24 protein-coding genes and 1 pseudogene are annotated in these 23,451 nt (G+C 64.2%); 10 read left to right on the top strand and 15 right to left on the bottom strand.

From position 1 onward, the window contains the following. Nucleotides 1-16 precede the first annotated feature (16 nt). Nucleotides 17-358 (bottom strand): hypothetical protein, encoded by a 342-nt coding sequence (locus tag KHO53_RS21070; protein ID WP_036996086.1) that lies wholly within the window; start codon nt 356-358, stop codon nt 17-19. Nucleotides 359-436: 78 nt separating this feature from the next. Here KHO53_RS21070 and KHO53_RS21075 point away from each other — a divergent pair, with 78 nt between their 5' ends. After that, nucleotides 437-916: a VOC family protein gene (locus KHO53_RS21075; protein WP_213570768.1), complete on the top strand. Its 480-nt coding sequence runs from the start codon at nt 437-439 to the stop codon at nt 914-916. 137 nt (nt 917-1,053) lie between these two features. On the opposite strand, the gene KHO53_RS21080 is transcribed toward KHO53_RS21075, so the two are convergent. Next, nucleotides 1,054-3,471 carry a TonB-dependent receptor gene (locus KHO53_RS21080; RefSeq protein WP_213570769.1) on the bottom strand — a complete coding sequence of 806 codons (2,418 nt, stop codon included), beginning with the start codon at nt 3,469-3,471 and terminating at the stop codon, nt 1,054-1,056. 112 nt (nt 3,472-3,583) lie between these two features. Further along, nucleotides 3,584-4,711 (bottom strand): alkene reductase, encoded by a 1,128-nt coding sequence (locus KHO53_RS21085; RefSeq protein WP_159388427.1) that lies wholly within the window; start codon nt 4,709-4,711, stop codon nt 3,584-3,586. 140 nt (nt 4,712-4,851) lie between these two features. On the opposite strand from KHO53_RS21085, the gene KHO53_RS21090 reads away from it, so the two are divergent. Further along, nucleotides 4,852-5,781, top strand: coding sequence for a LysR family transcriptional regulator (locus KHO53_RS21090; RefSeq protein WP_036996082.1), 930 nt, complete (start codon nt 4,852-4,854; stop codon nt 5,779-5,781). A 1-nt stretch (nt 5,782) separates the two neighbouring features. Here KHO53_RS21090 and KHO53_RS21095 read toward each other — a convergent pair whose 3' ends face one another. After that, complete coding sequence (locus KHO53_RS21095) at nt 5,783-6,811, bottom strand: DUF1176 domain-containing protein (RefSeq protein ID WP_213570770.1); 1,029 nt, start codon at nt 6,809-6,811, stop codon at nt 5,783-5,785. 95 nt (nt 6,812-6,906) lie between these two features. Between KHO53_RS21095 and KHO53_RS25670 the strand changes: the two genes are divergently transcribed. Next, a complete protein-coding gene (locus KHO53_RS25670) occupies nt 6,907-7,179 on the top strand; it encodes a hypothetical protein (protein ID WP_249684633.1) in 273 nt (90 codons plus the stop codon). A 12-nt stretch (nt 7,180-7,191) separates the two neighbouring features. Beyond that, nucleotides 7,192-7,410: pseudogene (locus KHO53_RS25675) on the top strand (GNAT family N-acetyltransferase); the annotation flags it as partial. Here KHO53_RS25675 and KHO53_RS21105 read toward each other — a convergent pair. The 5 genes from KHO53_RS21105 to KHO53_RS21125 form a co-directional block, all read right to left on the bottom strand. Beyond that, the gene (locus KHO53_RS21105) at nt 7,407-7,799 is read right to left on the bottom strand and encodes a GFA family protein (RefSeq protein WP_213570771.1); all 393 of its coding nucleotides are present in this window, start codon (nt 7,797-7,799) and stop codon (nt 7,407-7,409) included. The pseudogene KHO53_RS25675 and the gene KHO53_RS21105 overlap by 4 nt on opposite strands. A gap of 236 nt (nt 7,800-8,035) precedes the next feature. Beyond that, a complete protein-coding gene (locus tag KHO53_RS21110; protein ID WP_249684635.1) occupies nt 8,036-8,473 on the bottom strand; it encodes a hypothetical protein in 438 nt (145 codons plus the stop codon). A gap of 177 nt (nt 8,474-8,650) precedes the next feature. Then, entirely contained in the window at nt 8,651-9,715 is a 1,065-nt protein-coding gene (locus tag KHO53_RS21115; RefSeq protein ID WP_213570773.1) for a lipocalin-like domain-containing protein, read from the bottom strand. Continuing rightward, nucleotides 9,705-12,158: an ABC transporter permease gene (locus KHO53_RS21120; protein WP_213570774.1), complete on the bottom strand. Its 2,454-nt coding sequence runs from the start codon at nt 12,156-12,158 to the stop codon at nt 9,705-9,707. The genes KHO53_RS21115 and KHO53_RS21120 overlap by 11 nt, the downstream gene beginning before the upstream one ends. Beyond that, on the bottom strand, nt 12,158-12,823 hold the full coding sequence (locus KHO53_RS21125) for an ABC transporter ATP-binding protein (RefSeq protein WP_010225627.1): 666 nt from the start codon (nt 12,821-12,823) through the stop codon (nt 12,158-12,160). Before KHO53_RS21125 ends, KHO53_RS21120 begins: the two co-directional genes overlap by 1 nt. A gap of 200 nt (nt 12,824-13,023) precedes the next feature. Between KHO53_RS21125 and KHO53_RS21130 the strand changes: the two genes are divergently transcribed. Further along, complete coding sequence (locus KHO53_RS21130; RefSeq protein ID WP_213570775.1) at nt 13,024-13,293, top strand: hypothetical protein; 270 nt, start codon at nt 13,024-13,026, stop codon at nt 13,291-13,293. After that, a complete protein-coding gene (locus KHO53_RS21135; RefSeq protein ID WP_036996072.1) occupies nt 13,290-13,694 on the top strand; it encodes a DUF6896 domain-containing protein in 405 nt (134 codons plus the stop codon). Before KHO53_RS21130 ends, KHO53_RS21135 begins: the two co-directional genes overlap by 4 nt. Before the next feature lie 145 nt (nt 13,695-13,839). On the opposite strand, the gene KHO53_RS21140 is transcribed toward KHO53_RS21135, so the two are convergent. Both KHO53_RS21140 and KHO53_RS21145 read right to left on the bottom strand, forming a co-directional pair. Beyond that, nucleotides 13,840-14,058 carry a DUF4287 domain-containing protein gene (locus KHO53_RS21140; protein ID WP_010225630.1) on the bottom strand — a complete coding sequence of 73 codons (219 nt, stop codon included), beginning with the start codon at nt 14,056-14,058 and terminating at the stop codon, nt 13,840-13,842. Nucleotides 14,059-14,103: 45 nt separating this feature from the next. Further along, a complete protein-coding gene (locus KHO53_RS21145; RefSeq protein ID WP_010225631.1) occupies nt 14,104-14,775 on the bottom strand; it encodes a class I SAM-dependent methyltransferase in 672 nt (223 codons plus the stop codon). A gap of 439 nt (nt 14,776-15,214) precedes the next feature. Here KHO53_RS21145 and KHO53_RS21150 point away from each other — a divergent pair, with 439 nt between their 5' ends. Continuing rightward, complete coding sequence (locus KHO53_RS21150) at nt 15,215-15,745, top strand: glyoxalase superfamily protein (protein ID WP_036996071.1); 531 nt, start codon at nt 15,215-15,217, stop codon at nt 15,743-15,745. Between the two features lie 45 nt (nt 15,746-15,790). Here KHO53_RS21150 and KHO53_RS21155 read toward each other — a convergent pair whose 3' ends face one another. After that, a complete protein-coding gene (locus KHO53_RS21155) occupies nt 15,791-17,023 on the bottom strand; it encodes an NADH:flavin oxidoreductase/NADH oxidase family protein (protein ID WP_036996070.1) in 1,233 nt (410 codons plus the stop codon). Between the two features lie 114 nt (nt 17,024-17,137). Continuing rightward, the gene (locus KHO53_RS21160; RefSeq protein WP_036996069.1) at nt 17,138-17,968 is read right to left on the bottom strand and encodes an alpha/beta fold hydrolase; all 831 of its coding nucleotides are present in this window, start codon (nt 17,966-17,968) and stop codon (nt 17,138-17,140) included. An 82-nt stretch (nt 17,969-18,050) separates the two neighbouring features. Here KHO53_RS21160 and KHO53_RS21165 point away from each other — a divergent pair, with 82 nt between their 5' ends. Then, a complete protein-coding gene (locus KHO53_RS21165) occupies nt 18,051-18,458 on the top strand; it encodes a MerR family transcriptional regulator (RefSeq protein WP_010225638.1) in 408 nt (135 codons plus the stop codon). Between the two features lie 304 nt (nt 18,459-18,762). Here the strand turns inward: KHO53_RS21165 and KHO53_RS21170 are convergent, their stop codons facing one another. Continuing rightward, nucleotides 18,763-19,317 carry an AAA family ATPase gene (locus tag KHO53_RS21170; RefSeq protein WP_010225640.1) on the bottom strand — a complete coding sequence of 185 codons (555 nt, stop codon included), beginning with the start codon at nt 19,315-19,317 and terminating at the stop codon, nt 18,763-18,765. A 104-nt stretch (nt 19,318-19,421) separates the two neighbouring features. Further along, the gene (glsB, locus tag KHO53_RS21175; RefSeq protein ID WP_010225642.1) at nt 19,422-20,342 is read right to left on the bottom strand and encodes a glutaminase B; all 921 of its coding nucleotides are present in this window, start codon (nt 20,340-20,342) and stop codon (nt 19,422-19,424) included. 278 nt (nt 20,343-20,620) lie between these two features. On the opposite strand from glsB, the gene KHO53_RS21180 reads away from it, so the two are divergent. Further along, nucleotides 20,621-22,024: an ATP-binding protein gene (locus KHO53_RS21180; RefSeq protein ID WP_223253833.1), complete on the top strand. Its 1,404-nt coding sequence runs from the start codon at nt 20,621-20,623 to the stop codon at nt 22,022-22,024. After that, a complete protein-coding gene (locus KHO53_RS21185; protein ID WP_100782233.1) occupies nt 22,009-23,358 on the top strand; it encodes a sigma-54-dependent transcriptional regulator in 1,350 nt (449 codons plus the stop codon). The genes KHO53_RS21180 and KHO53_RS21185 overlap by 16 nt, the downstream gene beginning before the upstream one ends. Nucleotides 23,359-23,451 lie beyond the last annotated feature (93 nt).

Below are 23,451 nucleotides of genomic sequence, written 5' to 3' on the forward strand. Positions count from 1 at the left end.
CCGGTGCATGAAGCCGCTAGTGGTAACGCCCTCGGCAGGCATCCAGCGCGTTCAGCAGGTACTCTTCGGGTATTGAGTATTGCTCAAGATCCTCTACAGGCAGCGCCTGGCCTTCGTCGGTTTCCACCAACAGCAGCGCCAGCTGTTTTTGCTGGAAGAAGGCCAGGATGTCGCGAATGTCGCTGTCGCGCTGCAGATGGTCATTGCCGTAAAGGTCAGCACTATAGAAAAAGCCCTGCGCGCCGAGGGCCAACAGCTTGCGGGCGCCGCTGATCGACATGTTCAGCCGTTGATGCAAAAACACGGCGATTTCCAGGTCACGGGTGGGTGAGGCGCAGGCAATGCTGATTCTGGTCATGCTGTATAAATCCTCACGTATGTGCGCTGTCTTCATGACTAGAATCAACCTGCCATTCACCAACCGTGGAGAACCAGGATGAGCAATAAAACAACCATCTGCCTCTGGTACGACGGCACCGCGCTGGAGGCTGCGACCTTTTACGCGCAAACCTTCCCCGACAGCAAGGTCGATGCAGTGCATCGGGCGCCGGGCGACTTTCCCTCAGGCAAGGAGGGGGATGTGCTGACCGTGGAGTTTACCGTGTTGGGCATCCCCTGCGTGGGGTTGAACGGCGGGCCGATGTTCCAGCATAACGAGGCGTTCTCGTTCCAGGTCGCGACAGAAGACCAGGCCGAAACCGATCGCTTGTGGAATGCCATTGTCGGCAATGGCGGCCAGGAAAGCGCCTGCGGCTGGTGCAAGGACAAGTGGGGGTTGTCGTGGCAGATCTCGCCACGGGTGCTGGTCGAGGCGGTGACCAGCCCAGACCGTGCTGCGGCCAAGCGCGCCTTCGAGGCGATGATGGGGATGCGCAAGATTGATATTGCGGCGATTGAGGCGGCGGTCAGGGGTTGAACTGTGGGAGCTGGCTTGCCAGCGATCGAGCGCGCAGCGGTCGTAGTCCGGTCAGCACTTGATGTATTGACTGGACTGGCCTCATCGCTGGCAAGCCAGCTCCCACAGGGATCCTATTGCAGCTAACCGCTGTGCCCTCAGAAACCCAAGGTCGCTGACACCAGGTAGGTCCGCGGCGTCGACAAGGTCAACCCCGCTTCGCTGTCATCGGAGGCGCCCGCCGAGGCCCAGTAGCGGTCATCCAGCACGTTCTCGACACTGGCGCGCAGGGTGATGTCCTTGTCATCGACCTTGAAGGCATAGCGTGCACCGAGGTCGTAGCGCTCCCAGCCGTCGATCTGCTTGCTGTTGGCCTGGTCCAGGTATTGCGAGCTGGAATGCAGGCCGCGGGCCGTCAGGGTCAGGCCGGCGAGGGCAGGCACGTCATACTCGGCGCCCAGGCTGACGTTGTACTCCGGCGTTGCCGGGGCGCGGTTGCCGTCGAAGCTGCCGCCGACGGTGTCGGTCAGTTCGCTGTCGATGTACATCACCCCACCCAGCAGGCGAAAGCCCTTGAGCGGTTCGCCAAACACATTGAGCTCGACGCCTTTGTTTTCGCGCTTGCCGTTGGGCCCGAACACCCGGGTGCTGGCATTGGTCTCGTAAGCCGGCTGCTTGATGCGAAAGGCGCTGGCGGTCAGGGCGAAGCTGCCCAGGTCATACTTGGCACCCACCTCCACCTGGCGGCTGATGAACGGTGCAAAGATCTGGTCTTCGTTGATCGAGGTCGACGGGGCGATCTTGCCCTGGCTCAGGCCTTCCATGTAGTTGGCATACAGCGAGAGTTGGTCGGTGAGCTTGAACAGGATGCCGCCCGAGGGCGAGACCTTCTCTTCGTCATAGGCGGTGTCGCCCTTGATGCCATCGCTCCAGTCATCGACCTGGACCCGCTGCCAGCGCGCGCCGAGGGTCAGCAGCAGGCGCTGGTCGAAAAAGCCCAGGGTGTCGGACAGCGCCACGCCGCTGAAGCGGTTCTCGGTATGGACCTTGGGGTCCGAGCGCAGCAGGGGGCCGGGAGTAGGGGTAGGGCGCGGGTTGTAGAGGTTGCTCGGGCGTGCCGCATAACGCCCGCCGCCGTTCTCGAAATCCATGTAGAAGTCGTTGGCGGCGAGGTTGACCTCGTGGCTCACCGGGCCGGTTTCGAACCAGTTGCGCAGGCCGGCGGTGGCGGTGCGCACGTTCTCGTCGCGGGTGAAGTCGCGCGGCTGGACGCTGAAGTCACCGGCATCGTTGGAGACCGGCACGTTGTGGCGGAGGAAGTCATGGTTGCTCTTGCGCGCGCCGACGGCGCCGTAGGCCATCAGCGAGTCGTTGATATCGAATTCGGCGTTCACCGCGCCGAAGGTATCGTTGGTGCGCGCCTTGCTCCAGGCCTGGGCGTAGTTGCGTCGCACCTCCTCGGCATCCGGAACCTTGGCATTGGCGCCGACGATCACCCGCTCCTGGGGCGCATCGGTGTTGCGCTCGGTATGGCCGATATCGGTGGACAGGCGCAGCCGCTCGCCGCGAAAGTCCAGGCCGAGCACGGCCATCTCGCGGTCGACGCTCTGCTGGTCCCATTCGGTGTCGCCCGATTGCTTGACGCCGTTGAAGCGCAGGCCGAACTTGCCGTCCTCACCAAAACGCCGGCCGATGTCCACGGCGCCGCCGACCTGGCTGTCGGAAGCGTAGCTGCCGGTAAACTCGGTGATCGGTTTGTCGCTGGCGCGCTTGGGCACCACGTTGATGCCGCCGCCGACGCTGCCGCGTGGCGAGATGCCGTTGATCAGCTGGCTGGGGCCTTTGATGATGTCGACGCGGTCGGCCATTTCCATGTCGATGGAGTAGGTCGGCAGGATGCCATACAGGCCGTTGTAGGCGACATCGCTGTTGAACAGGCTGAAGCCGCGAATGGTGAACTGCTCGAAGCGCCCGCCAGCCGGGTTGGTGGCGCGCACCGACGGATCGCTGGCGATCAGGTCGCCGAGGGTCCGCGCCTGCTGGCCCTTGATCGCCTCGCGGGTGTAGGTGGTCATGCTGAAGGGGGTTTCCATGAAGTCGCGCGAGCCGAGCAAGCCTTGCGAGCCACGGCGGGCGACCTGGCCACCGGCATAGCGTTGGCCATCGTCGTCAGCGCCGCTGTGGGCACCGAGGATGCTGGTCGGGGCGATTTCCACGGCGTCGCCGCTTTGCGGTGCCGGCACCAGGGTATAGGCGCCTGCCGCCACCGGTTGCAATTGCAGGCCCGAGCCCTGCAGCAGCCGGGCAAACCCTTCATCGACGCTGAAACTGCCGCTCAAGCCGGCACTGCGCTGGCCATTGACCAGGGCCGGGTCCACCGACAGGCTGACCCCGGCCTGGGCGGCAAAACGGGTCAGCGCCGCGCCCAGGTCACCAGCCGGCACCTGGTAGCTGCGGGTGGCGCTGTCGGCCAGCGCGCACAGCGGGGCCAGCGACGCCAGGCCCAGCATCAGGCACAGGGTCGGGGACGAAAACGAAGACGCCAGGCGCGGTCGGTGGCGTGTCAGTGCGGGCATTGTTGCGCTCTCTTTTGGGTTCACATGCCCTTGATGACAAGCGAGCGAACAAAAGGGGACAGGGCTTTTCGCAAATCATGCCACGCATGACGACGGCGGGTCTGCTCGCTGATCAGGCCGGGGCGTACGGGGCGTAGTCCAGGTAACCCTTGGCGCCGCCACCGTAGTAGGTGTCGCGATCCGGCGCGGTCAACGGCCAGCCGTTTTTCAGGCGGGCAACCAGGTCGGGGTTGGCGATGAACGGCTGGCCAAAGCCCGCCAGGTCGATCAAGCCTGCGTCCACCAGGTCCTGGGCACGCTCTAGGGTCATGTCCCCGGCCAGGATCAGCGCGGTCTGGCCCAGTTGCGCCTTGCACTGCGCCAGCAGCTCACGCAGTGCCTGCTCCTGGGCCACCGCGCCTTCGCTGGCGAGGAAGAAGTGGGTCTGGTCCATCACATGCACATAGGCGATGCCGCGTTGACCCATGCCGGCGCAGAGGGCCGAGTAGGTCTCGTCGATTTGCGCGTAGATCGGCATGTCGAACAGCTGGCCGTATGGCGAGATGCGGATGCCGACTTTGTCGGCGCCGATGCGCCTGACGACGGCATCGACCACCTCAAAAACGAAGCGCAGGCGGTTTTCCAGGGTGTCTGCGGCGTAACGGTCGCTGCGATCGTTGACCAGCGGGTTGAGGAACTGCTCGATCAAGTAACCGTTGGCGCCGTGGATTTCCACGCCGTCAAAGCCTGCGGCAACGGCGTTGGCGGCGGCCTGGGCGAAGTCTTCGACTACCCGGCCGACTTCTTCAGTGTTCAGCGGGCGCGGTGTCGAGGTCGGGACAAAACCGGGCTCGCCGCTGTCGGTATAGCCGAAGGCAATCGCACCCTGGGCGACCTTGCTGGTGGCGCTGACCGGGGCCTGGCCATCGCGCTGGATCGAGGTGTGCGATACCCGGCCGACATGCCACAGCTGGGCAAAGATCTTGCCGCCGACGCTGTGCACCGAGTCGGTCACCAGCTTCCAGCCCTGGACTTGCTGCTCGGTGAAAATGCCCGGGTTGAACAGGTAACCCTGGCCTTCGCGGGAAATTGGCGTGCCTTCGGAGACGATCAAACCGGCGGTGCCGCGTTGGGTGTAATGCAGGGCGATCTGTTCGGTGGCGATGTCTTCGGGGGCGCGTGAGCGAGTCATGGGCGCCATGACGAAACGGTTGCTCAGTTGCAGCGAGCCGAGGTCATAAGGGGCAAACAGGTCATTCATGAGTGGGGCCTCTCGGTGGAATGGCGCCATCCTAGGGTCTTGCGAAAACAGCTACAATCAAGGCAAATGGCAAAACACTATTGCTGTAACAGCAATCTGTGCGCCTATACTGGGCGGATTTCCCGTTGCAGGAGCTGCCCATGCACCTCAAGGCCCATCGCTTTTTCGCCATGGTGGCGGTAACCGGCAGCTTCTCCGCCACCGCCCGGCACTTTCAGGTGCCGGCCTCATCGGTGTCACGCTTCATCGCCGCGCTCGAGCGCGAGGTCGGGCAGCAGTTGCTGTACCGCAACACCCGCGCGGTCAAGTTGACTGACGCCGGCGAGCGCTATTACCTGCAGATTCGCGAAGTGCTGGAGCTGCTGGATGCCGCCGACGAATCGATCAGCGGCAAGGCCGGCGACATTCGCGGCCTGGTGCGGATCAACGCGCCGGTGGCCTTCGCCCATTTGCACATCGTCCGGCTGCTCAATGGCTTGCATGAGCAGTACCCGGAGCTGACCGTTGAACTGACGGCCACCGATGCCTATATCGACCCGGTGCAGGAGGGCGCCGACATCACCTTCCGCGTCGGCCACCTGGAGGATTCTGGATTGATCGGGCGGCAGATCTGCACCCAGCGGTATGTGCTGTGCGCAAGCCCCGATTACCTGCACAGATATGGCCAGCCGACGTCCGCGCAGGACCTTCGCCAGCATTGCTGCCTGGTCTACAAAGGCACCGGCGGGGCGCAGCGCTGGCACTTGCGCCGCCCGGGCAGCGATACCGTTGAAGTGGTCGACGTGCACGGGCCGCTGCGCAGCAACAATGCCCAGGTGCTGGTCGAGGCGGCCCTGGCCGGACGGGGCATCGTGTTCTTTCCGTCCTGGCTGTTCAGCAAGCACAGCTTTACCAGCAAGGCTCTGGTGCAACTGCTGCCCGACTGGGAAGGCGCCGTGGAGGCGACGCCGAGCCAGATCCACCTGCTGTCACCGGAAAACCGCCTGCGCTCGCAGAAGGTGCGGCGAGTGTGGGACTACTTTCTCGACGCCATCGGCACGCCGCCGTATTGGGATGACCTGGGCGCTTGAGTCAACCCTTGGCGCGCCAGGTCACTGGCCAATAGTCCTCGTTGATGCTGTCGCAGCGCCACATGGTCCGGCGGTCCTTGAGCTGCATGGCCGTACCGTCGTATTGCCAGATCGAGCTATCGCCGCAGTCCTTGCCCATCTCGCGGAAAATCTTCAACTGGCCGCTGACCGGGTTGAAGCTGATCAACCCGTACAGGTCAGGGGCAAAATCAGCCTCGGGGGCCGCTTTGAGCTCAAGCGGCGTCGCCTGGTAAGGCGCCGTGCGCGAGACGCGGTAGAGGCTGTGGTTGCAGCCGTCCTCGGCACAGCCGTAGCGCAGGCGCACCAGGGCGTGAGCCGGGTCCAGGGGGTAGACCTCGGCCTGGGCCTGCCAGTTTTGATGGGGCGCAGCGCTCAGTTCGTCTTTGCTCAAGGCGATCATGTAGTCGCCGATGGCCTGTTGCTCGGCCTCGTTCAAGGCCGGTGCCAGGGTGAAACGCGGCAGTTTGGGAGTGGCCGGGGCCGGCGGCACGCGGCTGTCCGGCTGGTAGCCGGGGCGCACGAAGGCGCTGGGGTGGCCGATGCGCCCTTGCACCGAATCCATGAGCAATAGGGCGGCGCTCAAGCCCTGCAGCGATACCCGGCGTTCGCCAAAGTTGCTGTTGGAACTCAGGATGTCGCTGTTGCGCAGCTCGCGCAGCTTCTCGACGGCGGCGTCGTTTTCCAGATAATAGTACTCACGGCCCTTCGAGCCGTATTTCCAGGGTTCGGTGGGGTGGCCATCGAGGTGAAATTCGTAACGCAGGGCGACGTCGTCGTAGCTGATCGCACTGACCCGGGTGCTGCCCTTGGCGCCGGCTTCGCGAACGATGTACAGGCCCATCCCCGGGTTGTCGGTGCTGCCCGACACCGCGGTGCAGCGGCGGGTGTTGTCGCAGGCTACCCGCCAGTCCTGGAATACCCGGGTCAAGGGCACCTGTTCCGGCGTTGCGGCCAGGGTCAAAGCGGGTAACAGGGTAAGGGCCAGCCAGTTCCATCTTGCTGAAAGCATCGTGCATTGATCCTGCGGTGTCGGTGAAGAGCGGCATGATCGCACCTTGGTGGTAGTCTGGCAGCTGTTTAGGGTCAACCAGAGCAGGAAGCCTTGTGATCGCCATCCGTCCCGTTTTACCCCATGAATGGCCAACCTACCGCGACCTGCGCCTGCAGGCATTGCAGGATTCGCCGGATGCGTTTGGCAGCACCTTCGCAGCAGAGTCGCAACGAACCGATGAAAACTGGGCGGCGCGGATTGCGGCGGCCCATGCCAGTGGCAACGACCGGGCGTTTTTCGCGGTTAATGGCGACGTGGTATGCGGGCTGGTCTGGTGCAAATTGTCCGCCGCCGAGCCGGGTGTGGCTAACATCTATCAGATGTAGGTCGACCCGGCGGCGCGCGGCCTGGGCGCCGGCGGTGCCTTGCTCAAGGCGGCATTGGACTGGGCTACCAGCGTTGCGGTGCGCCGGGTTGGCCTGGGCGTGACCCTCGCCGATAGCCCGGCGATGTGTTTGTACCAGGCCCATGGCTTTCAGCCGATTGGCGCGCCGGAGCCACTGCGCGAGGGTTCCAGCCTGATGTCGCAGGCCATGGAGCGCCGGCTGGGCGCTTAGTCCTCAAAGCGCCCCGACGCGTCGCGATCCCGTTCGTAGTGCCGGCTGATCGGGAACGCCGGCAGCCAGGACTCGCGGCGGATGGTCCAGCTTTCGTAGGTGGGCGTGAGCAGGTCCGGGGCATCCAGCGAGCCGAGGTTCACTTCGACTTCATCGCCTGAGCGGGCGAACACCGACGAGCCGCAACGGGGGCAAAAATGGCGCCCGGCGTAGTCACGGGTTTCGCCTTCGATGCTGAGCGCATCCTCGGGGAAGATCGCCGAAGCGTGAAACAGCGCGCCGTGGTGCTTGCGGCAGTCCAGGCAGTGACAAAGGCCGACCCGGTAGGGGCGTCCCGAGGCTGCAAAGCGCACGTTGCCGCACAGGCAACCGCCGGTGAAGTGGTCCATGGTGCGTCTCCTGTCGCGTATTGCGAGCGCGCTAGCGCAACGCCATGCTGTTATCAAGAAACCTGCGAGGGATCGTAATGGATATTGGACGCTTACTGAAAAAGCGGCAATTGAATGTTCAGGCGCAAACTATCAGCACTTTTCAACGGCCATGCCGCAATCGCCCTGCAAGTGCGGCATGAGTTGCTGTTGCCAGCAGACTGAATACGTTGCGAAACGGTAGCGCTGGCGCTTTTTTATCTCTTCAGTCCCCATATTTCATTTCTACAGTCCACCTCCAGTTCCTCAAGAAAAGCCGCCAGCTGGTCCACCTCAAGTAAGGCGAGTGTCAGCTCAGCGGCGTCTCGCAGAGGCTGCCACTCCTCGTGCTCGAACATCAGCCGGACCCCGCAATCGAATGCTGTCTCGGGTAGTTCGTTGCACATTTCCCAGACCCGCTGCAACGGGGTGCGCACCTGAGCAGGCATTGCGCTGCCGCAGACAGTCAGCGCGTCATGCAACGGCAGCATCTTTACCGACCAGGTTTCACACGCCCGGCAGGGGTGGATGGCATCTTCTTGCGCACTGGCGCTCATGGCCAGAAAGGTCAGCAATTCAATCGCCTCGCATACCGCCAGTACGCGCTTGTACTCAGCCTGCCCGTACCAGTGCCATAGGGTGGTGGGAAATTCCATTATCAACTCCGTGGTCGCAAGCGACGGAGCCTGCGCTTGCGTAGGCCAAATCATACCCGACGTTTTTCATCCGATCATGTTCGGCCCAAAAGGCAGGATTGAACGCAGGGAAGGCTATGCCACCACTCACCTGGGAACTGTTCACCTACCCATCCTGACCGAGCTGCCCGGCCCAGGTCAGTACCCGGTCATTTCCAGATAGCCCTTGCCGCTCACACTTCCACTAAAGTGCACGGGCCCTTCCCAGTACGGAAAACGCGTAGACATCCAAGCGTTCGGCTCCAGCGCATCGACCTGCACATCCACGTCATGCGCCGGCACCTGCACGCGCCAGCGGGTAGGCACCTCGCGGCCGTTTTCCTGCTTGCTCCAGGCCAGCTCCTGCAACTGGATCTGTTCACCCTGCAGTGCCTGGGCGCGACCCTCGGCACTGATCCAGGTACCTGCGCGGTAGGGTGTGCCTTGTGTCTCGCGCACGCGAAACAGCATCAGTTTGGCGCCGCTGTCCAGGTGCAGGGAAAACCAGTCCCAGCCCGACTGCCCGGACGCCAGGGGCTGGCTGCTCCATTCGCGGTCGAGCCAGGCACTGCCGGTCACCGCAAGGCGTTGGCCGTCGCGTTCGACCTCGCCGCTGACCCGGTAGAACGGCTGGCTGTAATAGTACGACGCCTGGCCCTTGCCGGATTTTTCGCTGTAGCCCTGGGTGCCATGCAGCACCAGCGGGCCGGTGCTGACCAGGTTCAGGGTGTAGTTGAAGCCCTTGCCGTTGGCGGTCATTTGCAGGCGTGCGAGGTCGTTGCTGCCCTGCAATGACCAATCGTTGATCCAGGCCCGAAACGGCGTGGCTTCGACGCCCGCCTGGCCAATGCCACCGCGTGCCAGGGTTTCGCAGGACTGATGGCCGCCAGGGCCGGTGAGTGCGGCATGGCCCATCCACAGGTTGGGGCTGTTCCAGCCGGTTGTTTCCGGGCCGGGACGCAGGGCCGAGCGGAACAACGTCCACTGTGCGCCCCAGTCACGTCCCTGGTTGTCCTTGAGGTTGGCGGTGACGTACCACCACTCGATGCGAAAGCCATTGTGGGCCGCGTGGTCGAGGGGGAACACCAGCGAATGGGCGCGCGTCACCTGGCTGAAGGCAGTGGCGTCCTGGCCCAATCCGGCAAAGCTTTTGGGCGTTGGCGCAGGCTGGTCGCAACCGGCCAGCAGCAACAGGCCGATCAACAGGCAGCGGTTACGCTTCATCGGCGAATTGCCTCAGCAGCGCGCTCGGCTGGCGCCGCGCCAGTTGCCACAACGGCCAGGCGCTGGCCAGCAGGCTGGTCAACAGGCCGAGCAGCGCCAGTTGCAGCAGTTGCGCGGCAAATACATGCAGGGGCAGGCGCCAGCCGAAGGCCTGGACATTGACCACCGCCACCAGGCACCAGGCCAGCAACAGCCCCAAGGGGATGGCCAGGAGCACGGTCAGGCTGCTCAGCATCAGGGTTTGGCCCAGTGACAACCACACCAGCTGGGTGCGCCGCACGCCCAGGGCCCAGAGGGGTGCCAACTGGCCCAGGCGGCTCTGGCTCAGGGTCAGCAGGCTGATGAACAGAGCGATGCCCGCCACCCCCAGGGTCAGGCTGTTGAGCGCCGTGGTGGCGGCGAAGGTACGGCTGAAGATCTCGGTAGACCAGCGTTTCAAGCTGGCTTGCTCGACCACGCGGCTGTCGTCCAGGGCGAAGCGTTGTTGCAGGTCGGCTTTGAGCGGCGCAATACCTTCAGGCGCCAGGTTCAGGCTGATAGTGCTCAGCTTTGCCTCTGGCAGGTGCCCGCGCAGCCAGTCGGCATTGACCAGCAGATGCCCCTTGGGGTTGCCATAGTCGGCATAGATGCCGACCACGGTCATGGCCTGGTTCGGTAGCTGCAGGGGGGCGCCCACCTGCACGCCCAGGCGCCGGGCCAGTTGTTCACTGAGCATCACTGCCCGACCGCTGGCCAATTGCGCCCAGGCCTGCGGGCGTTGTTCCAGCAATGGCCAACGCGCAGGGTAGGCGGGGTGATCGATGATGCCCTGGACTTGAACCGGCCACTGCTGCAAGCGTATTTCTGCACGCCAGCTGGGCAGCAGCACGGTGACTGCCGGTTGCCGGCTTAGCCACTCAGCGATCTGCAGGGCCTGTGTCGTGTCCTGGGGAGTGAGGTAAAGATCGGCAGAGAGGCGCTGGTCGAGCCAAGCGCTGAAGGTCTTGCGAAAACCCTCGGTCATGCTGCCTACGCCGACGCTGGCGGCCAATGCCAACAGTAGCGCCATCAGCGCCAGGCTCAGGGCAGGGAGCTGCTGGCGGCTGTCGGCGACAAACCACTGCGCCAACGGCCCGCGACACAGGCGTGCCAGCCAGGCCAGCGCGCTATCGAGCAGGGCGGGCAACAGCAACGCTGCCGCCAGAAGCAATGTGGCGAGCAGGAGCAAGGCACTGGCCAAGCTGTTGCCCCATTGCCAGCAGCCCAGCGCAACCGCCAGCAACAGCCCGGCCGCCAGCGCCTGGCGGCGCAACCAGGGCCCTTGGGCCAGGCGCCAGGCTTGCGGCTGCGCCAGGGCCAGCAACGGCAAACGGGCGGCGCGCAGCACGCTGCTCACACCCGCGAGCAAGGCACCGAAGACACTCACCACGACCCCCGCCAGCCACCACCAGGCCGGCAGGTTCAGTTGCCCGGCCACCTGGGCGCCGTACAGGCCGCGCAAGCTGGCGGCGACATCAGGTAGCAACAGGGCGGCCAGGCCATAACCGCTGGCGACCCCGGCCAGGCCGCCGAGTACGGCGAAAACACCCAGCTCCAGTACCAGGGCGATCAACAGGGTGTTCAAGCTGATGCCGCAGGCGCGCAGGTTGCGAATCAGGCCGCGACGCTGTTCGAGGGCCAGGCCGATGGCGGCGTGGGCGATGAACAGCCCGACGACGAAAGCCAGCAGGCCGAGGGCGGTGAGGTTGAGGTGAAAGCTGTCGGTCAGACGCTGCAGGTCGCCGTCGTCGCTGGGCGCGTGCAGGGTCAGGCGCTCGGCGAATGCTGCCGGCAAGGGCCTGGCCTCATCGCCCACCAGCAATCGCGACAATTGCCCTGGCGCGTGCAACAACGCTTGTGCATGGCCGATATCCACCACGATCACGCCCGGTGCCAACTGCGGCTGCACCACCAGGGGCGGCAACACCTGACCGTCACTGCTGGTAACTCGCCCGGTGGCATCCACACCCAGTTGTCGCAACGTATCGGGGCCTACCCAGGCTTGCCCCGGCATGCCAATGAATGCCTGCAGGTCGAACCCTTGCAGCGAGGTGCCGGCAACGGTCATTGCCGCTGGCAGGCTCAGCGGCTCGATGCCGATCAGGCGCACCGTCAGCGGCTGCTCGCCGGCAAAGCGCAGGCGACCCTCCAGCACCGGCGACAGCTGCCAGCCGAGCTTGCGCAGTTGCAGATACAACGATTGATCGAAGCGCTCACCGCTACGGGCCACCATCTGCGCTTGCGCAGGGCCGGCCAGCACCGCACTGGCGCGGGCGTAGTCGGCCCGGGCCTGACTGTTGAGCGCCTGCACCCCGGTCCACAGGGCGGTGGCCAGCCACAGGCCGGTAAAGATGCTGAAAAACTGCAAGCGATGGCGCCGCCAATGGCTCAGCAGTGCCTGTAGGGTAATCAGCAGCGGGCTCATCACAGCGCCTCGCGCTGTATACGCCCGGCATGCAGGACGCAGCGCTGCTCCAGGCGCGCAGCCTGGCGCGGGCTGTGGGTGACCATCAGCAGGCTGCTGCCGGCCTCGCCGACCAGTTGCAGCATCAGCGTCAGTACCTCATCGCTGCTGGCTTCGTCGAGGCTGCCGGTGGGTTCATCGGCCAGCACCAGTGGCGGGCGGGCAGCCAGTGCGCGGCCAATGGCAACCCGCTGCTGCTGGCCGCCGGAGAGTTGCTCCGGGTAGCGCTGCAGCAGGCTGGCGAGGTCAAGGCGGGTGGTCAGGTAGTCCAGCCAGTGCTGCTCACAGCGCGCCGCCAGCCTGGCCTGAAAGGCAAGATTGGCCGCCACATCGAGGCTGCTGATCAGGTTGTACTGTTGGAACACCAGGCCGATGCCTTCCCGCCGCCAGCGTGCCAGGGCGGCTTCTGAACGTCCGTCCAGGGGCTGGCCGTCGATCAGGATGCGCCCGCTGTCGGCACGATCGAGGCCGGCGACCAGGTGCAGCAGGGTGCTCTTGCCGCTGCCGGACTCGCCCATCAACGCCAGGCTGCTGCCTTGGGCCAGGTGCAAGTCGACGCCTTGCAGCACCGGTAGCGGGCCTTGGGCGGTGCTGAAGGACTTGTGCAGGTGTTCGATGACCAGCATTGGACGGTTGTTCCTTGCAAACGCGGACCTGGGTACAGGAATAGCAGTGTTGCCGGGCTTTGCACGAATCACGGTAGGCACCAGTTGGGTTGCGACCGCTTCGCGTTCGATCGCTGGCAAGCTGCTCCCACAGGATTTGGAGTGGTCATGCACCGATGTTTTCGGGCACGATAGCGCGGACTCAATCGCGAGCGTTGTACATGAAACATGAACTCTGGATGGAGCCGGATGACTGTCAAACCTTCTGCCTGGCCGGGCCCCGCGGTGACAACGCGCGGGCGCTGATGGGCGCCGGCTCAAGGCTTGTGTGGGAAGTCGAAGCTGACAGTTATTTCGATGCAATGAGCCAATACTATGCCTACATGGACTGGGGAGAGTACCGAAGCGACTATCCCGAGCAGGATAAAACCTCCTACAAAGCGCTTGGCTGGTGCGACCAGGACCAGCCCTGTCAACGCGAGCCGGCATGAACAATCTCCTCGCCAGACTGATCCGCGATTACCAGGCAAGTGTCAGCGCCGCTGTCGAACTCATGCAACGCTCAGGCATCCCGAGACCCTCGAGCGCTATGGCGTGGGTGACGATGGATATCCCCCATCGCGGCGAGCTTGATGGCGGCGTTGGTTACTTCAAGCACGGTTACGGCTGTGCGGTTCACTTGCCCACCGGCCCCGTCGATTTCGACTTTGGCGAGCAGGGTGAGCTCGATGGCTTCGACCTGTGGCGGCTCGCCGGCTTTGCTGAGGGCAGACTGCCTTCGTACGGCTTTGCCGATGAGGATGCACTCAAGGCCTGCTTCAACGCCGAAATAGCGGCCGGTAGCCTAGTGAGTTCGGGCTATATCCTGTTTTACCTGGCGAAAGACCGCTGAGCCAGGTTCGCCGGTCAGGACGTTGCCAGGCAACGGCTGATCAGCTCGCGCAGCCAGCACCGAGGCGAGGAACATGAAGTGCGGCACCGACAGCACGCCCCGCTCGGCGGTGATGCCTGTGCCTTGTGGTATTGGGCCTGTATCGTCAGGTGTTTTTAGCGCTCGCTAAAAAGTACGCCACCAGCGCATTGGCATGGCCATGGCCCATACCATGTTCGGCTTTGAGCCAGTTGACCATTTCCATGTGCTTCTTGTCGTTGACCGTGCCAAGTTGGTTCAGCCAGTGGCTGATGGGCTGGCCGTACTTTTTCTCGATGGAGGGGAAGTACGAAGCGGGCCCTTTTACTTTTGTTTCTTCGCTCATGACGCGTGCTTCCTTTTACGTGGATGGAATGGGATGTGACCGAGCTCATCCTCTCGACTCGGCCACCAGCAACAAGGATTGCGGCAGCGGGTTTTGCGGATGCTGCGGCTCCTGCAGGGCGATCAGCCTGAACCCCGCCATGTCCAGGGCATTGATCCAGCTGGACAAGGTGCGCAAGTACCAGGGCATGGGGTGCCATTGGCCCTGAAAACCGGCAAAGGTCTCTTGCCGCCAACCGTCCTGATAGTCGCCTGCAGCGGCCGTCCACGGGTGCAGGGTCTGGATCACCAGGGCGCCGCCGGGGGCGAGCAGGGCGTTCATGGCGCCGAGCAGGGGGATGATGTCCTGGTGCAGCAGGGCGAAGTTGGCGCAGATCAGGTTGTAGTCGCGGCCAATATCTACCTGCGCTTGTGCCAGTGCCTGGTAGCTTGCCAGGTGTACCTGTGCAGCGCCCGCCGCCCGCGCCGCTTCCACCAGGGTCGGGTCGCCATCGACGCCCACGGCATCGATGCCACGCTTGGCCAGCGCCCGCAACAACCAGCCTTCACCACAGCCGAGGTCCAGCACGCGTTCGGGCTGGCGGCCGAGCACGGCCAGCAGAATGGCCTGATCGGTAACCTTCAGGCGGCTTTCGATGGCGCCGCTGCGGATGGCTTTGATCCAGGCTCGGGCGTTGTGTTGCCAGCTTTGCAAAAGTTCGGTTTCAGGGGCGGGCATTGCGCTCTCCAGTGCGGCGGTACCTGCCCAGTCTAGGCAAACGACCCGGTGCGCACCTCCCCGTTAAGCACATAACGTGCAACCAGCACTCCGCTTGGCGTGCTGCTCGATTGCGCCAGGTTAAATGCCGACGCGTGTGCCTGGTCATCGAACCAGCGCTTGCCACACCCGAGGATGATCGGGTGGATCAACGAGTTTGCGCATGGTCTGCTCCTGATGGGGTGGGTTGAGGGCATGCCTGACCATAGTCGAACCAGGCGCGGCGAAATCGACAGTGCGCTGATCATCTGTGTACTATCGCCGCCAGGCCAATGCTGCCTGCCGCTCGCGCCCTCAGGGCATGGTGAAAGCATGTGAACAACTCCCGAACCCTGTCGCTTTTCTTGCAGTCGAGGTTTGGCAACGCGAGCACCTTGTGGCCTCGACTCCAGGAGGAACGATGATTTCACTCGAACAGGCCAAACAGATGGCCAAGCGTCTGCGCGTGTCGCTGCAAGCGCAGAGCCCGCAGCTTTCACATTCAGGCGCGCTGGAGCTGGTGGCGCAGCAGCTGGGTTATAAAGACTGGAACACCGCCGCTGCGTTGTTGCCCCCGGACAGCCCGGCAGCGGCGATCCGCTTCGACAAGCCCATCCCCATTTTGCGCAGTTTCGATGAAACCAAGGCCCGCGAATTCTATTTGGGTTTCCTGGGTTTCAGCGTCGAGTTCGAGCACCGTTTCGAGGCTGACCTGCCGCTGTACCTGGGCATCAGCCGCGATGGCCTGCAGTTGCACCTGTCCGAGCATCACGGTGATGCCAGCCCAGGCGCAACGATCTTCGTGCCCATGCACAATATCGAGCCACTGCGCGACGAGCTGCAGGCCAAGCGCTACGGCTATGGCCGGCCGGATATTGTCGAGCAGGGCTGGGGCAAGGTGCTGGAAGTCTATGACCCGTTTGGCAACCGGATCCGCTTCTGCCAGAGCTGATGAACCCTGTTAGAGCTGTGCTGGCCTCATCGCGGGTGAAGTGGCTCAACGCACGCGCTGGGCGACCCACTGCCGGTACTGGCGGGCGCGCAGCGCATTGCCCAGTTGCTGGCCGATCAGCGCCCACAGCGGCGACACCTGCGGGCGGGGCGCCTTGCCCTGGCTGAGCTTGCGCAGCTGGAACTTGACCAGGGCCATGTTGGCCAGCGATGCCAGCGGCTTGTTCTTCCAGGTGATCGGCGCCAGCGCCGGCGCCGTGCCTTTGCCTTGCTGCCAGGCGCGGGGCAGGTTGGGGTCGATGGCTAGCGCCGTGCCGATGCCGACCATGGCCACGCCACTGTCGACCACCTGCTGGGCCACCGGCAGGCGGCGGATGCCGCCAGTGACCATCAGCGGCATGCTCGCCACCTTCTGCACGTCGCGGGCGAACTCCAGGAAGTAGGCTTCCCGGGCCAGGGTCCGCCCGTCACGGGCTTCACCCTGCATGGCCGGGGCTTCGTAGCTGCCACCGGACAATTCCACCAGGTCGACGCCCAGGCCGTTGAGCAGTTGCACCACCTGACGGGCATCATCGGCACTGAAGCCGCCGCGCTGAAAGTCGGCGGAGTTGAGCTTGACTGCCACGGCAAACTGCGGCGCCACCACCGCGCGCACTGCCTTGACGATTTCCAGCAACAGCCGCGCACGGTTCTCAAGCGAGCCGCCCCAGGCGTCGTTGCGCTTGTTGCTCAGCGGCGAGAGGAACTGGCTCAGCAGATAGCCATGCGCGGCATGAATCTCCACCCCGGTGAAACCGGCCTGTTCGGCCAGTTGCGCGGTACGGGCAAAGCGTTGGATGACATCGTCGATCACCGCCTCGGTCATCGCCTGGGGTGGGTTGAAGTGCTTCGACAGTTTGCCCATCTCCAGCGCCACCGCCGACGGCGCCCAGGTGGGCTGGCCGAGGTTGGCCGGCATTTGCCGCCCGGGGTGGTTGATCTGCAGCCAGAACTGCGCACCCTGGGCACGGCCGACACTGGCCCAGCGCTTGAACTTGGCCAGTTGCCGGTCATCCTCCAGCACCACGCCGCCCGGGCCGGTCATGGCGCGGCTGTCGACCATCACGTTGCCGCTGATCAACAGGCCGGCGCCACCTTCGGCCCAGGCCTGGTACAAGCGCAGCAATTCTACGGACGGCGCCTGGTCGGCGTCGGCCATGTTCTCTTCCATCGCGGCCTTGGCCAGGCGGTTGGGGATTTCGCTTGCGTTGGGCAATGTCAGCTTGTCGAACACGTTCATGGCAGCACCTCGGTTGATCGTGCTCAAACCATAACTTTAAAGTTAACTTTAATGTCAACAGGCTTTTTCAGCGGGGCGGGCGAGGTGCCAGGGGAGGGCCCTGGCACCATCGCATCAGCTGCGTATGAAGGCCAGCAGGTCGGCGTTGATGATGTCGGCATGGGTGGTGGGCATGCCGTGGGGGTAGCCTTTGTAGGTTTTCAGGGTGCTGTTGCTCAGCAGCCTGGCCGACAGCAGGCCTGAGTTTTCGTAGGGCACGATCTGGTCGTCGTCACCGTGCATTACCAGCACCGGCAGGGTGAGGCGCTTCAAGTCCTCGGTGAAGTCGGTCTGCGAGAAGGCGACGATGCCATCGTAGTGGGCCTTGGCGCTGCCCATCATGCCCTGGCGCCACCAGTTGAGGATCACCCCTTGCGACGGTGTCGCACCGGGGCGGTTGTAGCCGTAGAACGGCCCGGCGGGAATGTCGTGGTAGAACTGCGCGCGGTTGGCCGCCAGCTGCGCCTGCAGGTCGTCGAACACCGACTTGGGCAGGCCGCCGGGGTTACTGGCGGTTTGCACCATCAGCGGCGGCACCGCCGCGAGGATCGCCGCCTTGCTGGCGCGGTCCTGGCCGTGGCGGGCCAGGTAATGGACCACCTCGCCGCCACCGGTGGAGTGCCCGACATGCACCGCGCTGCGTACGCCCAGGTGGTCGACCACTGCCGCCACGTCGTCGGCGTAGTGGTCCATGTCGTGGCCATCCCAGACCTGGCTGGAGCGCCCATGGCCGCGGCGGTCGTGGGCGATCACCCGATAACCCTGGGCCAGGAAGAACAGCATCTGCGCATCCCAGTCGTCGCCGCTGAGGGGCCAGCCGTGGTGGAAGAAAATCACCTGGGCATCGCGCGGGCCCCAGTCCTTGTAGAAGATTTCAACGCCGTCTTTGGTTGTGACGAATGCCATGTTCGTTGCTCCTCTGTGATGTGTTTGCTGCGTCCTAGGGTTAAAGTGAGGTTTAAGGTCAATGCCCTGTTGAAGGCGAGCTATGAGAATAGGAGAACTGGCGAAACGCAGCGGCCTGAGTGCCTCGCGCATTCGCTTTTACGAGGCCAGCGGCCTGATCAGATCGGTGGCGCGCAAGGCCAACGGCTACCGCGACTACGCCCCGCAAGCGCTGTGGACCCTGCAAATCATCACCAGCGCCCAGGGTGCCGGGTTCAGCCTCGAGGAGATCCGCCAACTGCTGCCGGCCAACGCCGACGGCTGGCAGCATGATGCGCTGCTGGCCGGGCTCAAGCGCAAGGTCGCCGAGATCGAAGTGCTGCAACAGCAACTGGCGCAGAATCGCGCGCAATTGCTGGTGGCCATCGACAGCATCGAAAACCGCCCCGAAGACCGCACCTGCACCGAAAACGCGCGGATGCTGATGGAACGGCTGTTGGAGCAGGGGTGAGCGGAGCAGGCTTGATCTTGACGTTGACGTTAACCTTGGACCCGCCACAGCGGCCCGCTCAACCAACTGCCGGTGCCGTTGACGCAGGAGCTAGGCCGACGACCGCTTCGCGTTCTCAGGGTTGATGCATTCCCTGTGGGAGCTGGCTTGCCAGCGATGAGGCCGGTACAGCCAGCACATCAGGTGTTGCCTGGATTGCGACCGCTGCGCGCTCGATCGCGGGCAAGGCCCGCTCCCACAGGACTTGCGCCGTTCTCAAGGGCGCTGGCTCGTCAGCGATGTCTCCGGTCCATACACGGCAGCATCATTGCACTGATTGCTGTGCCTTTGGGCTGAAGCCTGCATTGCCGGGCAAGCCTTCGACAAACGCCGCAATCTGCCGACTGCCGCGCAAATGCACCACCGGCACCTGCGGCCCGATGGCCTCGCGCACTGCCTCGATTCCCGGGCGATAACCGCGATCAAAGGTCCAGACGAATTTCAAAAAAGTCAGAAACGCCCGATCAAGCTTTTCGCTACAACCTTCGGGCAGGTCGGGGCGAGGGCGGTTCAACACGCTGCGCTTGATCACCCGCCAAAAGCAGGTCAAGCGCGGTGTATCCAGCCAGATGACCAGGTCAGCGCGCGGCAGGCGCAGGTCAAAGGTACGCCGTGCATAGTTGCCTTCACACACCCAGGTGTCCTGTGCCACCGCCTCGCGCACCCGCGCGCGGTACTGCTCGGCGTCGGGCTCGACCCAGCCAGGCTCCCAGAACAGCCTGTCCAGGTGCACCACCGGCAAGCCCAGGCGTTTACCGAGAACGCGGGCGAGGGTGGACTTACCGCTACCGGCGTTGCCCAAAATGACGATCCGTTGCATGAGGGACTACCTTGTCGAAAAAAGCCGGCGATTGTGCGGGTTTTGCCGGGGCAGTTAAAGAAGGACTGGCGGGGAATCGGGACAACGGTTGAGGCCCGGCCAGTTCAAGGTACCGCCGAAAACACCGAACCCGTGATGCGTTCGCTCAACAGCTCCAGCGCGCGCAGCCCCGCCAGTGAGTTACCCGAGGCGTTCAGTGCTGGTGACCACACACAGATGCTGTAGCGTCCCGGCACAATCGCGACAATACCGCCACCGACACCGCTCTTGCCTGGCAGGCCCACACGGTAGGCAAAGTTGCCTGCCTCGTCATACAGCCCGCTGGTGGCCATGATCGCATTCACTTGTTGTGCTTGGCGTGGGTTGAGCACTTGTTCGCCGCTATGTGGGCAGTAACCGCTGTTGGCCAGGAACGCGAAGCCCCGGGCAACGTCTATGCAGTTCATGGACAAGGCGCAATGGTGGAAGTAGCTGCGTAGCACCGCATCAACATCGTTGTGGAAGTTACCGAACGCCTGCATCAGGTAGGCCATGGCGGCATTGCGTGCGCGGTGCTGGTATTCGGAGTCCGCGACCACAAGGTCGCTGGTAACGCGCGGGTTGCCTGCCAGGCGGCGGACAAAATCACGCATCGAGAGCGCTGGGGTGGCGTAACGGGACTGGTTGATATCGCAGATCACCAGTGCGCCGGCATTGATAAACGGGTTACGCGGCTTGCCTTTTTCCACCTCAAGCTGCACCAGCGAATTGAACGCCTGCCCGGAAGGCTCGTAACCCAGCCGCGACCAGATATCTTCGCCGCTGTGGTTGATCGCCTGCACCAGGCTGAACACCTTGGAAATGCTCTGGATCGAGAATGGCGTGTGCGCATCCCCCGCGCAGTGCAATTGACCGTCCAAACCATGCACGGCAATGCCCAGTTGGTTGGGCTCTACCTGGGCCAGGGCGGGGATGTATTGCGCCACCTGGCCCTGGCTGAGCAGGGGACGAACTTGGTCGAGGATCTCTAGCAGTAATGCTTGCATCAGGTGTTGCCTATGGTGCGTTGGTGTCGGATCCCCCCTGGCTAGAGAGGTGTCACTGCCCATCAGGCTGAATGCCATATTTGGGGAAGTTCTGACAGACGATCTTCCCCGGCAGCGGGGCACGTTTGCTCGAAAACAACTTGCCCCTGCACACACCCTTGCAACCTCGTAACCTTGCTCAACCACGTCACGCCTGGTTATGAAACGGCCGGCCAACCGAGCGTTTTCTTGCGCGGCAATGGCCCATCTGGCAAGGTTGCCGGCAAAACGCCCACCGATTGACCCGCGGTGCCTCACATCAAAGGGAATTTGACCTGTCGCTGCAATCATCCGTTCGACGTGATCTGTTGATCCTGTGGCTATCCATTGCCGCCGTTGCGCTTGTGCTGGGGTGGTTGCTGTTGATACTCAGCCGCCAAGGCGCCGGTCCCCAGATTGCGCATGCGCGCCAACTCACCGCGACCAGTTGCCAGGCGCTGCAAGCGGGGGCGGCACGCGTTCGCCAGCAGCTCCCGCCTGCAGACGATCAGCCCTATCCCATGACCCCGGCTGCGGCACAGGCGGTGCTTGATTTGGCACTGCGCGATCAGCCGGGCATGGAGGGCGGCTTCTGGCGAGCGGATGCGGGCGTGGTGGCCTACGCTTTCCCGACCTACGATGGCACGGGAATCAAGCGTGATCCGCCAAGTGCCGAGCTGGAGCGCATTGCCTCCACGGCCCAGCGTGCGCAGGATTCTGCAGGCCTTGTGGCGGACGTGCGACCGGGTTTACGCGAAGCCGTGGCGTTCGCTGCCTGCCCTGTGCCCACCGATGACCGCCGCCTGATCGCCTGGACCCTGCTGCGCGTGCCGCTGTTGGCCGCAGGCACGGTCAACACCCTGATCCTCGCGGTGAGCCTGCTGCTGGCGCTGGTGGTGGTCTCCGGCGCATGGCTGGGCTGGATGCTTGCGCGTTGGCAGCGCCAGTCGGCCCACCTGCGAGAGCAACTGGCCCAGTCCGAACGTCTGGCGACCTTGGGGCGCGTTTGCGCCGGGCTCGCGCATGAGATTCGCAACCCATTGGGCACGATGCGCATGAAGGCGGAAAACGCGATGGCTGCGCCGGCCGACCGGCGCGAAGCCCGTGTGGTTGGTGCCCTGGAGGCGGTGCTGTCGCAAACGGCACGCCTGGAGGCACTGGTGTCGAGCCTGCTGGCATTGACGCAACCGTTGCGCGCCGAGCGCCAGGCGGTTGACCTGCGGGGATGGCTGGAGGCGCAGCGCAATGCCCATGCCGAGGCGGCGCAAAAGCATGGCGTACGAATCACACTGGCGGTTGAACCGCAGCTGTCCGAAAGCGCGAAGGGGCTGGCGCTGTTCGACCCGACACAAATGGCACGGGTCTTTGACAACCTGCTGCTCAACGCGATGGCGCACACGGGAGAATGCGGTGAGATCGAACTCGGTGCGCAGCGCACGCGCCGTGGCGCATTGCTGTTGTGGGTGGCGGACGATGGTTGCGGTATTCCGGCCGACATGCGCGATACGTTGTTCGAGCCTTTCGCCACTACCCGCGCAGGCGGTACCGGCCTGGGGCTGGCGCTGGTGCGCGAGATCGTGCAGGGACACGGCGGGCGGGTCGGTCTCGCCGAGTCGGCCAAGGGCACGCGCATAGAGATGGAGCTACCGTGGCCCGAATCCTGATTGTCGACGATGACGCCGCGTTCCGTGACAGCCTTGCAGAAGTGCTGCAGGACCTGGGCCATACGGTGCTGCAGGCCCAAAGCACCGATGCGGGCCTGCACAGGCTGCGCACCGAGGCCGTGGATGCGGCCATCGTCGACCTGCGGCTGCCGGGAGAGGATGGTCTGGTGTTCCTGCGCCGTGCGGCGCGCCTCTCGCAGGTCCCTTGCATCATGCTCACCGCCTATGCGAGCGGTGGCAACACCATCGAGGCGATGAGCCTGGGCGCGTTCGACCATCTGACCAAGCCCGTGACCAGGGTCGCCCTGGTCGAAACGCTCGAGCGGGCCTTGCGTCAAGCAGCCCCCAGCCCAGACCGGCCTCAGGCGGCCGGGGCATCGCCCGGCGCAAGAGAACCTGTGGATGGCCGTGAACTGGTCAGCGCCAGCGAGGCCATGCGCCAGGTCTTCAAGCACATCGGGCTGGCTGCGAACTCCGATGCCACCGCCTTGATCCTCGGCGAGACGGGCACGGGCAAGGAACTGGTGGCGCGCGCTTTGCATCGCAACAGCGCTAGAGCCAGCGGCCCCTTCGTCGCAGTGAACTGCGCTGCGATCCCGGCTGAACTGATGGAAAGCGAGCTGTTCGGTCATGTCAAAGGCGCGTTCACCGGTGCCGTCCACGAACGCACCGGACGCTTTCGCGAGGCCGATGGCGGCACCCTGTTCCTTGACGAGATCGGCGACATGCCGCTGCCCACACAGGCGAAGATTCTGCGGGTGCTGCAGGAGCGCGAGATCACCCCCGTGGGCGCCAACCGCGTCCAGCCGGTGGACGTGCGCATCGTCGTGGCCACGCACCGGGACCTGCCCGCCGCGGTCAAGGAGGGGCGCTTCCGGGAAGACCTGTGGTACCGCCTGCAGGTGGTGCCGCTGTGGCTGCCGCCGCTGCGCGAGCGGCTGGGCGACGTGCTGCTGCTGGCCGAGCACTTTCTACGCCTGTTGGGCGGCGACTCGCCCAAGCGCTTGAGTGCAGCGGCCGCCCGGCTGCTGCTGGCCCACCCCTGGCCCGGCAACGTGCGCGAACTGCGCAACGCCATGGAACGCGCGGCCATCCTCAGCCACGGCGCGGTCATCGATGTCGAACACATCGGCTTGCAGGCAGCGGCGGCGCCCACCCCGGGCCTGGACATCGACTGGGAGGGACCTATGGCACAAGCCGTTGCCCACCTGGAGCGCGAGATGATTGTGCGAGCCCTGGCTGCGACGGCCGGTAACCGCGCGGAGGCGGCGCGGCGTCTCGGTCTGTCTCGCCAACAGCTCTACCGCAAGCTGGCCGAGTTTGGGCTGGACTGACCCCTGCGCAGGCCAGCCGGTGTCCGATTCTGTGACACCCGGGCGTCACGGGATCGGACGGCGCATGGCTCGTTATTTATGTAAGCAGTTGAA

Origin of the sequence: Pseudomonas sp. RC2C2 (assembly GCF_018390435.1) — a bacterium.
GTDB classification, from domain to species: Bacteria; Pseudomonadota; Gammaproteobacteria; order Pseudomonadales; family Pseudomonadaceae; genus Aquipseudomonas; species Aquipseudomonas donghuensis.

What these genes read in the sequence shown, in the direction of transcription:
- KHO53_RS21070 (WP_036996086.1), bottom strand. Translation starts at nt 358, where the DNA reads ATGACCAGAATCAGCATTGCCTGCGCCTCACCCACCCGTGACCTGGAA.
- KHO53_RS21075 (WP_213570768.1), top strand. Translation starts at nt 437, where the DNA reads ATGAGCAATAAAACAACCATCTGCCTCTGGTACGACGGCACCGCGCTG.
- KHO53_RS21080 (WP_213570769.1), bottom strand. Translation starts at nt 3,471, where the DNA reads ATGCCCGCACTGACACGCCACCGACCGCGCCTGGCGTCTTCGTTTTCG.
- KHO53_RS21085 (WP_159388427.1), bottom strand. Translation starts at nt 4,711, where the DNA reads ATGAATGACCTGTTTGCCCCTTATGACCTCGGCTCGCTGCAACTGAGC.
- KHO53_RS21090 (WP_036996082.1), top strand. Translation starts at nt 4,852, where the DNA reads ATGCACCTCAAGGCCCATCGCTTTTTCGCCATGGTGGCGGTAACCGGC.
- KHO53_RS21095 (WP_213570770.1), bottom strand. Translation starts at nt 6,811, where the DNA reads ATGCTTTCAGCAAGATGGAACTGGCTGGCCCTTACCCTGTTACCCGCT.
- KHO53_RS21105 (WP_213570771.1), bottom strand. Translation starts at nt 7,799, where the DNA reads ATGGACCACTTCACCGGCGGTTGCCTGTGCGGCAACGTGCGCTTTGCA.
- KHO53_RS21110 (WP_249684635.1), bottom strand. Translation starts at nt 8,473, where the DNA reads ATGGAATTTCCCACCACCCTATGGCACTGGTACGGGCAGGCTGAGTAC.
- KHO53_RS21115 (WP_213570773.1), bottom strand. Translation starts at nt 9,715, where the DNA reads ATGAAGCGTAACCGCTGCCTGTTGATCGGCCTGTTGCTGCTGGCCGGT.
- KHO53_RS21120 (WP_213570774.1), bottom strand. Translation starts at nt 12,158, where the DNA reads ATGAGCCCGCTGCTGATTACCCTACAGGCACTGCTGAGCCATTGGCGG.
- KHO53_RS21125 (WP_010225627.1), bottom strand. Translation starts at nt 12,823, where the DNA reads ATGCTGGTCATCGAACACCTGCACAAGTCCTTCAGCACCGCCCAAGGC.
- KHO53_RS21130 (WP_213570775.1), top strand. Translation starts at nt 13,024, where the DNA reads ATGAAACATGAACTCTGGATGGAGCCGGATGACTGTCAAACCTTCTGC.
- KHO53_RS21135 (WP_036996072.1), top strand. Translation starts at nt 13,290, where the DNA reads ATGAACAATCTCCTCGCCAGACTGATCCGCGATTACCAGGCAAGTGTC.
- KHO53_RS21140 (WP_010225630.1), bottom strand. Translation starts at nt 14,058, where the DNA reads ATGAGCGAAGAAACAAAAGTAAAAGGGCCCGCTTCGTACTTCCCCTCC.
- KHO53_RS21145 (WP_010225631.1), bottom strand. Translation starts at nt 14,775, where the DNA reads ATGCCCGCCCCTGAAACCGAACTTTTGCAAAGCTGGCAACACAACGCC.
- KHO53_RS21150 (WP_036996071.1), top strand. Translation starts at nt 15,215, where the DNA reads ATGATTTCACTCGAACAGGCCAAACAGATGGCCAAGCGTCTGCGCGTG.
- KHO53_RS21155 (WP_036996070.1), bottom strand. Translation starts at nt 17,023, where the DNA reads ATGAACGTGTTCGACAAGCTGACATTGCCCAACGCAAGCGAAATCCCC.
- KHO53_RS21160 (WP_036996069.1), bottom strand. Translation starts at nt 17,968, where the DNA reads ATGGCATTCGTCACAACCAAAGACGGCGTTGAAATCTTCTACAAGGAC.
- KHO53_RS21165 (WP_010225638.1), top strand. Translation starts at nt 18,051, where the DNA reads ATGAGAATAGGAGAACTGGCGAAACGCAGCGGCCTGAGTGCCTCGCGC.
- KHO53_RS21170 (WP_010225640.1), bottom strand. Translation starts at nt 19,317, where the DNA reads ATGCAACGGATCGTCATTTTGGGCAACGCCGGTAGCGGTAAGTCCACC.
- glsB (WP_010225642.1), bottom strand. Translation starts at nt 20,342, where the DNA reads ATGCAAGCATTACTGCTAGAGATCCTCGACCAAGTTCGTCCCCTGCTC.